Source organism: Parabacteroides sp. AF18-52, from assembly GCF_003479145.1.
Classification (GTDB): Bacteria; Bacteroidota; Bacteroidia; order Bacteroidales; family Tannerellaceae; genus Parabacteroides; species Parabacteroides faecis.
This window is the reverse complement of the sequence record NZ_QUGR01000001.1, coordinates 917,740-933,266: the sequence shown is the minus strand read 5'-3', so window position 1 is coordinate 933,266 and position 15,527 is coordinate 917,740. Positions and strand designations below refer to the sequence as shown.

At 46.2% G+C, this 15,527-nt stretch carries 6 protein-coding genes; all 6 read left to right on the top strand.

Going from position 1 to position 15,527, the window contains the following annotated elements; translation table 11 throughout:
• The first annotated feature begins 344 nt into the window (after positions 1-344).
• The 6 genes from DWX23_RS03820 (at position 345) to DWX23_RS03795 (ending at position 15,527) form a co-directional block, all read left to right on the top strand.
• A complete protein-coding gene (locus tag DWX23_RS03820; RefSeq protein WP_122351538.1) occupies positions 345-2,486 on the top strand; it encodes a TIM-barrel domain-containing protein in 2,142 nt (713 codons plus the stop codon).
• Between the two features lie 37 nt (positions 2,487-2,523).
• A complete protein-coding gene (locus DWX23_RS03815) occupies positions 2,524-5,706 on the top strand; it encodes a glycoside hydrolase family 2 protein (protein ID WP_122373506.1) in 3,183 nt (1,060 codons plus the stop codon).
• 164 nt (positions 5,707-5,870) lie between these two features.
• Positions 5,871-9,254: an endo-alpha-N-acetylgalactosaminidase family protein gene (locus tag DWX23_RS03810; protein ID WP_122373453.1), complete on the top strand. Its 3,384-nt coding sequence runs from the start codon at positions 5,871-5,873 to the stop codon at positions 9,252-9,254.
• Positions 9,255-9,274: 20 nt separating this feature from the next.
• On the top strand, positions 9,275-11,554 hold the full coding sequence (locus DWX23_RS03805) for a glycoside hydrolase family 95-like protein (protein WP_122373505.1): 2,280 nt from the start codon (positions 9,275-9,277) through the stop codon (positions 11,552-11,554).
• A 6-nt stretch (positions 11,555-11,560) separates the two neighbouring features.
• Entirely contained in the window at positions 11,561-13,951 is a 2,391-nt protein-coding gene (locus DWX23_RS03800) for a glycoside hydrolase N-terminal domain-containing protein (RefSeq protein WP_122373452.1), read from the top strand.
• A 190-nt stretch (positions 13,952-14,141) separates the two neighbouring features.
• Entirely contained in the window at positions 14,142-15,527 is a 1,386-nt protein-coding gene (locus DWX23_RS03795; RefSeq protein WP_122373451.1) for an alpha-L-fucosidase, read from the top strand.

The window sequence follows — 15,527 nt, the reverse complement described above, 5'->3', positions numbered from 1 at the left end:
TTTCGATTCTGACATAAGTTTACCGTGGTGTTTTGTCAACTTATTTCAGGACAGGACACTAGCGACTAATCAGCGGTTGATAACTGTCGGCCGTATGGCTGATATTCATCGACCGATTGGTTGACAATTATCAACCGTATGGCCGACAATTATCAGCCGCTAAAAAGTACAGGAACCAAGGTACAAAATTAAAGGATACAAAATGCAGAAGATAAGGAAGAAATAAGCCTTTCGTATAAAGATTAAACCGATCACAATATTATCCATCTTTTAATATCTTCCATCCATTTGTTATTCTGATTAAATAGTTTTATTTTGCATCTAAATATGTAGAATACAATACCATGAGAAAACTTACCTTATTGTTTGCAGCTATCGGTTACGTGGCTGTTTCTTTTGCTCAATCGAATGTTGCTTCGAAAGATTGGGGCACTGGTGAGTACGCCGGAGTCTGGAAATTATCTGTCGGAAAACCGGAGAAAATCAACTTGTTAAGCGAACTCGACATTACGCCGAAAAGAGAAGCCCTTCAGGAGATGCCGGATGGAGCTTTGCCGATATCTCCGGCCGACGTGAAGATTGAATTGAGGGACGGTAAAACCTATATCAGTTTCCCTCTGGAAAAAGAGGAGAAAATTTTCGGTCTCGGTCTTAATTTCAAGACGGTGGAACAACGCGGAAGAATCATGCGTTTGCATATGGACCATTATACCGGTAGCGATAACGGGCGGACTCATGCGCCGGTTCCTTTCTTTATCTCTTCCCGTGGTTACGGCGTATTGATCAATTCGGCGCGTTACATAGATCTTTGGGTCGGAACAGCCGTTCGTAAAGGTCCGGATGCCCCGGAGGAACAAGACCGTAACACCGATCGTACCTGGCCTGCACAACCCTATTCAGATAATATAGAAGTATTGGTTCCAGCCGAAGGTGTGGAAATGGTATTCTTTGCCGGTCCGACTATGCTGGACGTTGTACGCCGTTACAACCTGTACAATGGGGGAGGCGCTTTGCCTCCGCGCTGGGGATTGGGGTTCTGGCATCGTACGCCGACCTTGTTTACCGACAAAGATGTGAAAGCGGAAGTCGACGAGTTTGAAAAACGGGGATTCCCTCTTTCTGTGATCGGCCTCGAACCGGGATGGCATAGTAAAGCTTATCCGTGTACCTACGAGTGGGACAAGAGCCGGTTCCCGGATGCGTCCGGTTTTGTAAAAGATATGCTCGACGAGAATATCCGGTTGAATCTGTGGATGAATCCGTATGTATCTAAGCATAGTGAGGTTTATGACAAGATAAAGCCGTATACGGGTTCACATACGGTCTGGTTGGGAGAGGTTCCTGATTATTCCATGCCGGAAGCCTGCAAGATCATGACCGATCATTTCCGTAAACACCAGCTCGATCTGGGAGTGAGCGGTTATAAGATGGATGAGAACGACGGATACGATTCCTGGCTCTGGCCTGATGTGGCGACGTTCCCTTCCGGTATTCCGGCGGAACAGCTCCGTAACCTGTATGGTTCGCTGATGCAGCAGGCGACGGTGAAGATGTATCGTGAAAAGAATTTACGAACTTACGGACAGGTACGTGCCGGTAATGCCGGAACGAATGCCTATCCATATGTGCTGTATAACGATTATTATGATCATCGTGGTTTTATCACAGCTTTGATAAACAGTTCTTTCATCGGTGTGTTGTGGACGCCGGAAGTTCGTTCTTCCAAAACGTCGGAAGAGTGGCTTCGACGGATGCAGACAGTTTGTTTCTCGCCGATAGCGCAGTTGAATGCCTGGGCGGACGGGACCAAGCCATGGACATTTACGGATGTAGAGGATGATATTCGTGAGATAGCGTTGTTACGTATCCAATTGATTCCTTATTTATATACCGCGTTTGCCGATTATGCTTTCTACGGGACACCTCCGGTCCGTGCGATGAATCTGGAAGAGGGGTATGCTGCCGAAGCGCAGACTGTGGAAGGTCGGCTGGATGCAACAGATAATCCCTATGCAATGGCTATCCGCCGGGAAGTGAAAGACCAGTTTATGGTGGGTGAAAATATATTGGTAGCTCCGTTGTTTGCCGGAGAGAAAGAGCGTAAAGTGGTTTTGCCTCAGGGAAAATGGTTCGATTTCTATACCGGGAAGTTTGCCGGTGAAGGAGAGGTGATCACAGTGGCTCCCGGCCGTCATATCCCTGTATATGTGAAGGATGGCGGTATAATCCCTTTATGGCCTGCCATGTCGAAGTTTGAAGACCGTAAATATCCGTTGGAAGTACGTCATTACGGCAATAAACCGGCCACGTATTCTCTTTACGATGATGACGGTTCATCCTATAATTTTGAAAAAGGTGAATACACCCGCATCGACCTGACTGTTACTGTCGACAAAAAAGGCAGAAAGAAAGGTAAAGCAATTCTCCCGAAAGGAAAACAGGTGTGGTCGTTCAACGAATATAATTTCAAGTTTATGACTGAATAAAATGAAAACATTTACCTTTAGCAATAACAAGATATATATGAACAAAAAACTCTCTAAAGTAATCTTTTTTCTATTAGCGAATTTGTATGTATCGGCCTTTGCACAGATACAAAACTCTCAATCTCTAAGCGGAACCTGGCAGTTCAGGCTCGATCCCGAAGACAAGGGATTGAAAGAAAACTGGCAGGGGACCTCTTTCACTGATCATATAAATTTGCCGGGTACAACCGACGAAGCGCAGTATGGCGAAAAAACTTCCGGTTCTGATTTTGGTATCCTGACACGTGCCTATAAATACTATGGCCCTGCCTGGTATTCGAAAGAAATTGAAATCCCATCCGAATGGAACGGAAAACATATCCGGATGGAACTGGAACGTGTCTTATGGGAGTCGCGTGTTTTTGTAGATGGGAAAGAAGTATCCGTGCAGGATGCGCTCTCTACTCCCCATTACCATGACCTCGGTTATTTGTCTCCTGGGAAACACCGTTTGACGATCCGTATCGATAATGACCTGATTTATAACATCGGCGATAAAGGCCATGTCTATACTGAATATACACAAAGTATCTGGAACGGTGCGGTGGGTCGCTTGCAGTTAAAAGCAGTCGAAGCCGTCCATTTCTCTAATCCGCAGTTATTCACAAAGGTTTCTCCTTGTACTTTGCAGGTAACGGATACCATCATGAACACATCTGCCAAGAAAGTGGATGCCCGTATCTCCTGGCAACTGTCGGAGCGGGAGAGTGGAGCAGTCGTTTTCACCCGGACAACCGAACAGCTTTTACAGAAAGGTGCGAATGTGCTGGACTTCCAGGCTACGATGCCAACTGACATCAAGCTATGGAATGATGTTACCCCGCATTTGTATCAATTGAAAGTTACCGTACAGGATAAAAAGAAAATATACGATACCCGTGAGATAGAATTCGGTTTCCGTGAAGTAACTTCTTCCAAATCGAAGATACTGATCAACGGAAAACCTGTATTCCTGCGTGGAAACCTCGATTGTGTCCATTTCCCGCTGACCGGTTATCCCTCCTGTAAGGTTGAGGATTGGGAGCGTATCTTCCGTATCTATAAAGACTACGGACTGAATCATGTCCGTTTCCATTCCTGGTGTCCGCCCGAAGCCGCTTTTATAGCTGCCGACCGGATCGGTATCTATATTCAGGCTGAAACGATCTGGATAGATTGGTGGATGTCTGTCGAGCAAAAGGAACGGAAAGAAATGGATACGAAAGGCCATCCTCAGGGATTGGGGAAAAATCCGTCGGCAGACCGTTATGTACAACAGGAACTGGTCCGTATGATCGATGCCTACGGAAATCATCCCTCTTTTGTGATGCAATGTATCGGTAATGAGTTGGGCAATTCCGATTTTGAAGTAATGGAATCGTGGATGAAGCCTTTACGGGAAAAAGATTCCCGCCGTTTGTATGCTGTATCGACCGCCCGTAAAGTCATGCCGGTCGACCAATATATGGCTACCCATTATATCGATGGCTTGGGTAGTACACGCGGTTTGCGTGGAGGAGCTTCCACTGCCTGGGACTTTGAAGATGTTTATTCCAAATCGGATATACCTATCCTTTCCCATGAGATCGGACAATGGCCGGTCTATCCAAAATGGGAGGAGATAAAGAAATACACCGGTGTCCTGAAAGCTAGAAATTTTGAAGAGTTTCGTGAGCAGGCACGTAAGAACGGGATCGAAGAGCAGAACGAAGAGTTTGTCGCAGCTTCGGGTGCCCTCAACCAGATCATGTATAAATATGAGATAGAATCTTTCCTGCGTACCCCTTCCTGTGCCGGAATCCAGTTGCTCAGCATGCAGGATTATCAGGGACAGGGGGAAGCGCTGATCGGATGGCTGGATGTTTTTTATGATAGCAAAGGAATTACCACACCCGAACAATTCCGGGCACACCATGATACGACGGTCACTTTGTTGCGTCTGCCGAAATATGTCTGGGAGAACAAGGAACCGTTTACTGCCGGAATGCAACTGGCGCATTACGGGACGGAAGATTTGCAGGATGGCCTTTACTGGAAAATAAAGGATGCGAACAGTAACCTGATCGCTTCCGGGGAGACGACTCCACAACGTTGGCCTGCCGGAAGTTCGGAATTGGGAGGAAAAATCAGTTGTGACTTGTCACAGGTTACTACTGCTCAAAAGCTGACGATCGAAGTCGGTTTGCAGGGACGGGCGATAGCCAATCGCTGGAATATCTGGGTATATCCGTCGGTAAACTCGTCTGCGGATCTCCGGAAAGAGCCGGCAGGAACCGTTTATATAACGGACCGGATGGATGCGGAATGTATCAAACGTCTCGAAAAAGGAGAGAAAGTGCTTTTGCAGGCGGCAGCATTGGGTACGGAGGAAACATGCGATAAGATCAGTTACTATCCTTTATATTGGTCGTTGACTTTCTTCCCCGGCCAGGGAAAGAATACGATCGGGATGGTGGTCCGCGATAAACATCCGTTGTTTGCGCAGTTCCCTACCGACTCTCATAGCGACTGGCAATGGCAGTCTGTCTATAAGGATGCGAGGGCGTTTTATATAAATGATTATCCGGAAGATTATAAGCCGATCGCACAGCCGGTCGATGATTTTCATCGGAATAACAAACTGGCCGCTATCTTTGAATTGAAAGTGGGCAAGGGTAAATTGCTTGTTTGCGGCTTCGATCTGAAAGATGAAAAGAACCCGGCAGCCCGGCAGTTGAAGAAGAGCATATTGCATTATATGAATTCAGAGGATTTCAACCCTTCACAGGAGAAAGATATTCCTTCGCTGCAGAAGATGTTTACTTTTGTCGAACCGCTGAAAAGTACGGTGACGGGCGAGTTCAGTAATGCTTTGTTGTATATCGATTGCACAGATCCGGACAAGACATTTGCCAACAAGAAAACGACCTGGAAAGTATCTCCGGACTGGCAGGGTAAGGAGATGGAACTGACCATCGAGTGTCCGCCGGGAATTATCGGTTCCCTATATGTCTGTTTTGCCGACAAGGATAAGAAAGGACGTACGGGACATCTGGTTTTTGAAGGTCGTGATTACGAATCCGGCAAACAAGATCAGGAAGAGTCGTGGGTGAAACTGCATATTATGCGCGAGGACTCCAACGACGGTATCCTCCGTTTCAAGGCGAAAGTCAAGAATGGACCGGATCTGGTCATCTCGAAGGTGGCTATTATGGAAGAATGAAAAAGGAGTGATCCGTACCTGATGTTTGCAAAATAGGTGATATATTTTGCAAAATACGAGATTTGGGAAAAGAGAGTGGAAATATGTTTCTCTTATATATTTTCACTCTTTATCTTTGTATATTCAGGTAATGTATCATGTAAGCACTATAAATTTTGAAATAGATGAATAAAATCCTAACCATAGGGGCTTTTTGTTTGATCTCAGTCACTTCTTATGCTTCTCTGCAACCGGAGAAAGGAGTAAACGATTCTTCGTATACCTGGTATTTGAAAAGCGGACAGGATAGCCTGGCATGGGTAGATGGCTTTTCGGCTGTCAATAGTACGGTCGAGTTCGACCTGTTGCCGCAGAACTCGTCGGCACAGGTGGGTGTGTTGCTCCGTTATGTAAATGAAAACGACTGGATATATGTGGGATGTGATAAGGCAACGGATCATCTTGGATTTGCCTTCTGGTATGTGGAAACACCGGATGGTAAGACGGAGATTGCCCGTGATATCGCAAAATTGTATGCCCGGCATTTGCGTCGTATCAAAGTGAATTGTATCGGACGTACGCTGACAGTATATGTAGACGGGGAGCAGATTGCTCATAAATACATACCAAATCTTCCTCTCTCATCCGGTCGGACAGGGTTCCGTGTGCATGATAAGGGAAATGTACAAATATCCAATGTCGTTTGCCGGGAGGTGAAAGAGCCTAAGAAGGAGATTGCCAAGAAGAAAAGCAGTTATATTTTATCTTCATCCCGGATGGAGGTACTGTTGAATAAAGATTTTCCATCCGTTCAGTCTTATCTTTGGAAAGAAAATCAGTCCCGGCTGGACGGACAACCTTTTGATGTAAAAGCTATCCAGATCAATGGTGATCATTATCTGCCTCAGGTGACAAGCAAAACGGAGGCCGACCGGGTATTGTATACGTTAAAAGTGAAAGAAATAGGGATTACGATAAAGGTCTGCTGTCAGGTGACCGATAACGTATTTCAGCTATCCGTAACCGGAATAGAAGAAAGAGATGATTTCAAAGTAAAGACGCTGGCTTTCCCGGATCATAATCTGGTATCTGTTCCGGAGACTGTTCCGGGAAGTTGTTTATCCATAGCCGATAATGTGCATAAGGACAGATTCTATCCGTTAAAAGAGAAATCCGTCGATAACACTTGTCAATATGGCTCCATCTTGTTGCTGAACTCGGATAAATTAGTGGCGACTCTTGAAAGTAATTCCATGTACACTACCCGTCAGTTTTTATACCAATCGGTGCAGACACCCGGTCCGGTAGTTACCGGTATCTGGGGAAACGAGTGGATTTACCGGGGGCATGACGGCGAAGCGGTCGATCTGCCTTATATAAAAGTAATCCTCTCCGATGATTGTAACCAGGATAATAAAGTTGACTGGCAGGACGGGGCAATCGCCTTGCAGAGAGTCTATCCGGCTCCTTTCGGTGTGGATAGGATACAGAATTCGTATGCTACGATCACCATGAACTTTGCCAGTTGTGCTCAATACCCGTTTCTTCGCCAGCTGGATAACATCAAGAAATTTTACCTGGCGACCGATGGTTTCGGACAGATGCTCGAATTGAAAGGATATCAGAGCGAAGGGCATGACAGTGCTCATCCGGACTACTCCGGTAATTATAATGAACGGGCCGGAGGAAAGGACGATCTGGCGTTCCTGGCAAAAGAAGCCCGGAAATACAATGCTCATATCGGAGTTCATATCAATCATAGTGAATCTTACCCGGAAGCGAGAGCTTTCAATGACCGGATTGTGACGGATATGCCTGCATGGAGCTGGCTGGACCAGTCTTATTTCCTGAATAAAGAGGCGGATATGTTGGCAGGAACTTTTGAGGAGCGTTTGAACCGGCTGAAAACAGATGTGCCCGACCTGTCTTTTGTTTATCTCGATACGTACCGGGAATACCGTTGGCTGGCTCATCGGACTGCCGGATTATTTAACCGGAATGGCTGGGCTGTATGGACGGAAGATGCAGATGTGTTTGATAAAGAGGCTGTGTGGATTCATTATAATCCGGAGGCTAAAAGTTTGATACACCGGTTTGTTCACCATCAGTACCGGGACGGGTACGCGGTTCATCCGGCTTTACTCGGAGGATATAACCGGGGAGCGGAGATCGGTTTTATGGGTTGGCAGAAAGGACGTGATTTTAAAGGTGTGATTCGTAACTTTTTTACCAAACAGTTACCTTACAGATATTTGATGCATTATCCGGTGTTACAATTGGATACGGCACGTGCAGTATTACAGGGGGGCTTGCTTGCAGTTGGTGACGGGAAGAACGGTACGCTAATTAAAAGGGAAGGACAGATATTAATGACGGGAGACTGTGTATTCATTCCCTGGAATCCGGAAACAGAAGAAAAGATCTACCATTATAATGTGCGGGGAGGGAAAACGGCCTGGCAGTTACCGGCATCCTGGCAGCAACAGGAAACGGTTTATTTGTATGAGTTGAACGATCTGGGGCGTAAGTTGGCGGGGACTCTTCCTGTCCGTAACGGTCAGATAGAGATAGATGCTCTTCCGGACAAAGGATATATTGTTTATAAGCAGGAGATGGCTCCTTTACCGGAAATGATCTGGAGCGAGGGTAGTCCGGTGAAAGATACTGGCTTCGATAGCCAGTCATTCGACTATTGGAAGAAACAGGGAGCTACGGATGCTTTGGCTGTCAGGGAAACAGTCTACGGGCAGGATTATCTGGAAATAAAAGGAATGGATGCAGCCGGTGTCAGCCAGGTAGTAAACGGATTGATACCGGGTAAGGAATATGTCGCTTCTGTTTGGGTAAATGTCATCGGCCGGAAAGAGGCGGTGCTGGCGATACAAAGCGGGAAAACGCTGAGTGAACGGACCTCTATCTCGGAAAGCCGTGTAATGAATTTTACGGATAATACGGATCGTTTCAGAACAACCTGGCAGCGCTTGAAGATACCATTCCGTATGCCGGCAGGCGAAAAAGAGATTGTTCTTTCATTGAATGGAGGCATAGCTTCGGAGGATACAGCCGCCGTGTGTTTTGATGACGTTCGTCTGGTGGAATGCCGCCAAGCACAGAAAACAGGTTATGCTTATTTTGAAGATTTTGAATATGTCGATGAGGGATGGGGACCTTTTATCGCTTGTCAACCCAGTGCATTTACCACTCATCTGTCCCAAAAGCACGATGTTTATACGGATAATACAATCCATGGGAATTGGTCGTTGGCTACCTGGCGCGAAAGAAACGGGGAGGTATATCGTACTTCTCCTTCGATGATCCGTTTCGCTCCGGGGCAGGAATATGAAGTCGAATTTGATTACAAGGTAGATACCAAGGATGTTTATAAGGTGGTCGGCAAATCCTTATCGACCGGTAAGGAGGTCTTTTCCTATGAGTTGAATCGTCCCGGAAAATGTAATGTCCGTTTCACGACTCCGGACTGCACGGATTTTTATATTGCCGTAGTAAAAGAGGGGAATGGATTGCTGGTTATCGATGATTTCGGAATAAAAGGAGAGTTGATAAAATAGAATTTTAGATGTATTATATTATGAAGAAAAACTTATTACTGATAGGAAGTGTATGGCTGCTGACAGCCTGTAATGTATCTGTAGACCTGCCTGTGGTACCATCGGACAGCGATCTGCAGTTCCCGGATCTGGCAAAGACCTGGGATGAAGGAATGCCGTTGGGAAATGCGACAGTCGGTGCCCTGGTGTGGCAGCGGGATTCGGCGTTACGCTTTTCACTGGACAGGACGGATCTTTGGGATCTTCGTCCGATGGATAGCATTTCCGGACCGAATAACCGGTTCGCCTGGGTTCGTGAGCAGGTGATGAAAGGGGATTACCTGCCGGTACAGAAGAAGTATGACTGGCCTTATGACCAGCAACCGGCTCCGTCCAAGATACCGGGGGCGGCTTTGGAGTTCTCTCTGGAAGAATTGGGTTCTCCGTCCGATGTTCGCTTGTATCTGAATAATGCACTTTGTGAAGCGGTCTGGGAGAACGGAACGACATTGAAAACCTTTGTCCATGCTACTGAGCCGGTCGGCTGGTTTGTTTTTGAGAATTTACCGTCATCGATAACTCCAACATTGATCTCTCCTAAATATAGTACAGGTGGATCGGAAGCGGGTAACTCTGTAGAGGGACAGGATTTACGCCGTCTCGGATACAACCAGGGAGTGATAAATGAAGAATCCAACCAGATTACCTATCACCAGGAAGGCTGGAATGGTTTTTCGTATGATGTAAATGTACGCTGGGAGCAAAAAGGAAAGACTTTTTGCGGAGTGTGGAGCGTGACATCTTCGCTGGAACAGGATAAGGCGTCGGATAAAACGCAGGAAGCGATGACACGCGGTGTAAATCAGGATTATCAGTCTCATCTGAATTTCTGGAAGAATTACTGGGCAGAGTCTTCCGTAACACTTCCCGATCCTGTTTTACAGAAACAATATGACAATGAAATGTATAAATACGGTTCTGCTACCCGTGAGGATTCTTACCCGATCTCTTTGCAGGCGGTATGGACGGCGGATAATGGTAAGTTACCACCCTGGAAGGGAGACTATCACCATGACCTGAATACCCAGCTTAGTTACTGGCCGACTTATACGGGCAATCATCTGAAAGAAGGCCTGGGTTATCTGAATACGTTATGGAATCAAAGGGATGTCTACAAAGAATATACCCGCCAGTATTTTGAAACGGATGGTATGAATGTGCCCGGTGTCTGTACTTTGCAGGGAGTGCCGATGGGAGGATGGATCCAGTATTCTATGTCGCAGACTGCCGGAGCATGGCTGGCACAACATTTTTATCTTCACTGGAAGTATTCGATGGATCGTGAATTTCTGAAAGATCGTGCGTATCCTTTCCTGAAAGAGGTTGCTACATTCCTGGAGCAGATATCTGTAGTGGATGCGCAGGGTATCCGTAAACTGACGATGAGTTCCAGTCCGGAGATATACGATAATTCGATCAATGCCTGGTTCAAAGATATGACCAATTATGATCTGGCTTTAATGAAGTTCGCTTTCAGCGCTGCTTCAGAGCTGGCAGGTGAATTGAATATCCCGGAAGAGGCCGCTCACTGGCAGGAACTGAATAAACAATTACCGGAACTGGATACGGATAAAGAGGGTGCCCTGACCTTTGCAAAAGGTTTCTCATACGATCAGTCCCACCGTCATTTCTCTCATGCGATGGCTATTCATCCGCTGGGATTACTGGATTGGAGCCAGGGAGAAAAATCGCAGAAGATCATCCGGGCTACAATTAAGAAATTAGAGGATTATGGTCCCGATTACTGGACTGGCTATTCATACAGTTGGTGTGGTAACATGAAAGCCCGTGCTTTCGATGGCGAAGGTGCCGCACAGGAACTGCGTACATTTGCCGAATGTTTCTGTCTCCGAAATACATTCCATGCGAACGGCGATCAGACAAAGACCGGCAAATCGAAATTCACTTATCGCCCGTTCACGTTGGAAGGAAATTTTGCTTTTGCTTCCGGTATCCAGGAAATGCTGTTACAGAGCCATACAGGTATTATCCGGATATTCCCGGCAATCCCTGCCGGTTGGTCGAACGTTTCGTTCGATAACTTACGTGCTATGGGTGCTTTCCTTATCTCGGCAGAAAAGCAGAACGGCAAGATTACCAAACTCCGTATCTATCCGGAGCAGGGCGGTACCATCCGGATCGCTTCACCGTTCGGGACGGATGAAGTGGTTGTCACCGGAAATGCCAGTGAAGTTACGAATGAGAACGGTATCCTTTCTTTTGATACACGCAAAGGAGAGTGGATAGAGATAAATAATTAATTATTCATGAGAAACACTTTTGCAAAAATAGTCTGGTGGCTACTGCCGACAACACTATTGGCTTGTGCCGGAGATCCTCCTCCGGCAAAGCAGACTTCTTCGACAATCCTTTATATGGATAAATCGGCGGCATCCTGGTATGAAGCGACCCCGATAGGGAACGGACGTTTGGGGGGGATGGTGTATGGCGGGGTTACCCGGGATACTATCCGAACAAACGATGATACGTTCTGGAGTGGTGAACCGCGTGATTTGCAGCGGCCAGGAACCTACAAGGTACTTCCGGAGATACGCAAGTTGTTGTTGGAAGAAAAGAATCAGGAAGCACAGAATGTGATCGATGCCAATTTGCTCGGTCCCTGGAATCAGAATTATATGCCTCTTGCCGATATTCTGTTGGAATGGCCGGGAGATGGGAACGTTTCTGGTTACAGAAGAGAACTGGACCTGAACCGTGGTGTGGTGACGATCACCTATGCACAGAACGGGATAAATTATAAACGGGAGTTATTTGCTTCGTATCCCGATCAGGCTATTGTGATGAATATCTCGGCCGATAAGAAGAATGCTATTGAATTTACTGCCGGTCTGGGAAGCCAGATCGAGAGCGGAGTAAAAGTAGAAGACGGTCAGATTGTGATTGACGGACAGGCTCCTTATCATACCGATCCTAATTATACGGGCGTCCATCCTCCGGTATATAAAGAGGGAAAAGGAATGCGTTTTGAAGGGCGGTTGCTGGTTAAACAGGAAGGCGGATCGGTTACTCCTTCAGGCGATAAGCTGCATGTGAAAGAGGCAACTTCCGCTACTCTGGCTTTTGTGGCGGCAACCAGTTTTAACGGTTTTGACAAAGACCCTTATACGAATGGAAAAGATGAAAAGGCGATTTGCCGGAAATATCTTACTTCATTGGAGGCAAAGAAGTATTCCGACCTGTATAAAGCACATGTGGCTGATTATGCTTCTTTGTTCGGGAGGGTAAGCATTGACCTGGGAGAATCGGCGGAAGCTGCTTTACCAATAAACCGACGGATTGCAGACTACAAACCGAGCATGGATCCGGCTCTTACTGCTTTGTATTTCCAGTTCGGACGTTATCTGCTTATCTCCGCTTCCCGTCCCGGGTCGCAACCGGCTAATTTGCAGGGTATCTGGAATCAGGATATGCAACCCGCCTGGAGTGCGAACTGGACGATCAACTGTAATGCGGAAATCAATTATTGGCCGGCAGAGATCACGAACTTGTCCGAATGCCATGCCCCGATGTTCGATATGATCCGGGAAACATCGGTCGACGGAGCGAAAACGGCAAAAAACTTGTATAACTCCCGCGGTTGGATGGCACATCACAACCTGGATATCTGGCGGACTACCTGGATGGTAGGAGGAACCGGATTGTACTCCTTGTTTCAAGTGGGCGGTGCGTGGCTTTGCCAGCATATCTGGGAACATTATCTGTTTACGTTGGATGAAGATTTTCTAAAGGACCATTATGACCTGTTGAAGAATGCGTCTTTGTTTTATCTGGATAATCTTCAGACCGACAGGGATGGCTATCTGGTGACAAGTCCTTCCGAATCCTTTGAGAATGGCTTTGTGAAGCCGGACGGAGAGACCGGTTGGGCTTGTATCGGTTCGGCGCAGGATATGCAGATCATCCGTGCATTGTTTGAGAATACCATGAAAGCGGCTGATATTTTGAATGACGGTGCTTTCAAAGAAGATGTTTCCAAAGCGTATGCAAAACTGGCTCCTATGAAAATCAGTCCTAGAACAGGACAGTTACAGGAATGGAACGATGATTGGGAACCTTCCAATCCGGCGAGCGGCCAGGTAGGACATGGATGGGCATTCGCCGTCGGTAATCAGATTACCTTGCGAGGGACTCCGGAATTGGCTCAGGCTTTTAGAAAAACGATCGATTACCGTCGCCCCGGTTATTCTTATAATAGCGGTAGTTGGACGGGAACATTCCCTGCTGTCTATTGGGCTCGTTTTGAGGAACCGGACAGCGTACAACGTGTGATCGACCGCCATTTCGATTTGGCATTATCTCCGAACCTGACTTGTGAGTTTATGAAGTCCTGGCAAATAGACGGTAATTTAGGGATAACAACGGCTATAACTGAAATGCTGTTGCAGAGTCATGCCGGTGAGATCAGCCTGTTGCCTGCTTTACCGGCTAAATATCCTGCCGGTTCCGTTACCGGCTTACGGGCTCGTGGAGGTTACGAAGTGGATATTTTCTGGAAAGACGGAAAACTGACTAAAGCTGTGATAAAAGCAGACCGGACGAAGAAGGATGAGGTTATTCCTGTCCGCTATGGCGGTATCGTTAAAGCGGTAAAACTGGCAAAAGGAGAAACTGTTATATTGGACGGTTCTCTGGAATAAATAGAATAGCTAATAGAGTGAAGATGTACGGATCGGTAATGAGATCCGTACATCTTTTTTGTTACATATTGTCAGAGTTACATTTTGGTTTTTAGGATATTTTCTGTATCTTGCCGTGCTTTTTTAATCCCCGTTAAGAGTAGACTTAAACGAAAAATTAATAATGTACAATAATTAAAACGGTTATTTTATGAAAATCCTGAAAACACTATTCGGCTGTCTGACTGGGGCGGTTTTGACGATGAATGTAAACGCCCAACAGGTACAAGGTTTTGTTCACGAACGTTCAACCGACTATGAATGGCCTACAGATCAAAAGGTTTTGGATAAACTGGATAAATGGCAAGATCAAAAGTTCGGTGTTTTATTCCATTGGGGACTTTATTCTGTTCCCGGTATCGTAGAGTCATGGTCCATCTGTTCCGAGGACGTAGACTGGATCTCCCGCAAGAAAGATATGACATACGATGAATACAAGAAGTGGTATTATGGCTTGAAGGATTCTTTAAATCCGACACAGTTCGATCCCGCTAAATGGGCGGATATCATGCAGGATGCAGGAATGAAATATATGATTTTTACAACGAAACATCACGATGGCTTCTGTATGTTCGATTCGAAGTATACGGATTTTTCCATAGCAAACGGTCCTTTCGGTACTGATCCGAAAAAAGATGTGGCGCGTCATGTCTTCGATGCTTTTCGTCAGAAAGATTTTATGATCGGATGTTATTTCTCAAAGCCGGACTGGCATTGCGAATGGTTCTGGAATCCTTATTTCGCAACAGCGAACCGTCGTCAGAATTATAAGAAGGAAAACCATCCGGACTGGTGGAAAAACTATCAGGACTTTACATATAATCAGATGGATGAACTGATGACCGATTATGGCAATTTCGATATCCTTTGGCTGGATGGCGGCTGGGTGACCGGTGAGGATGTCAATCTGGATAAGTTGCTGGCGAAAGTACGTACTTCTACACAACCGGGGTTGATCTCTGTTGACCGTACGATCCGCGGAAGAAATGAGAATTATCAGACTCCGGAGCGTAGCATCCCCGAAACGCAATTGAATAATCCGTGGGAAAGCTGTATTACATTGAGTAATGATTGGGGATGGGTTCCTAATGCGCCATATAAATCTCCAACTAAAGTGATTGGACTTTTGGCAGAGATTACTGCGAAGGGTGGCTGTTTGTTATTGGGAGTCGGTCCGACTCCGCAAGGAACTATCGAAGATGCAGTAGCAGAACGCCTGCATGTTATCGGTGACTGGTTGAGAGTAAATGGAAAAGCGATTTATAATACCCGCATCACTCCGGTTTATAATGATGGCAATGTTTGGTTTACTGCCGATAAAGACGGTAAGACCTTATATGCTGTTTACGCTTTGCCGGAAGGAGAAAACTTACCTGAAACAATCGAGTGGTCCGGAAACATTCCGACAGGTAAGATGAAAATGCTGAAAGGAAACAAAACGGTGAAGTATACAAACAAAGACGGCAAAGTAAAAGTCTCTCTACCGAAAGGATTAAAGAATGAACCGATTGCTCTGCAGTTTGCTGTTAAAAAATAG

What these genes read in the sequence shown, in the direction of transcription:
- DWX23_RS03815 (WP_122373506.1), top strand. Translation starts at nt 2,524, where the DNA reads ATGAACAAAAAACTCTCTAAAGTAATCTTTTTTCTATTAGCGAATTTG.
- DWX23_RS03800 (WP_122373452.1), top strand. Translation starts at nt 11,561, where the DNA reads ATGAGAAACACTTTTGCAAAAATAGTCTGGTGGCTACTGCCGACAACA.
- DWX23_RS03805 (WP_122373505.1), top strand. Translation starts at nt 9,275, where the DNA reads ATGAAGAAAAACTTATTACTGATAGGAAGTGTATGGCTGCTGACAGCC.
- DWX23_RS03795 (WP_122373451.1), top strand. Translation starts at nt 14,142, where the DNA reads ATGAAAATCCTGAAAACACTATTCGGCTGTCTGACTGGGGCGGTTTTG.
- DWX23_RS03810 (WP_122373453.1), top strand. Translation starts at nt 5,871, where the DNA reads ATGAATAAAATCCTAACCATAGGGGCTTTTTGTTTGATCTCAGTCACT.
- DWX23_RS03820 (WP_122351538.1), top strand. Translation starts at nt 345, where the DNA reads ATGAGAAAACTTACCTTATTGTTTGCAGCTATCGGTTACGTGGCTGTT.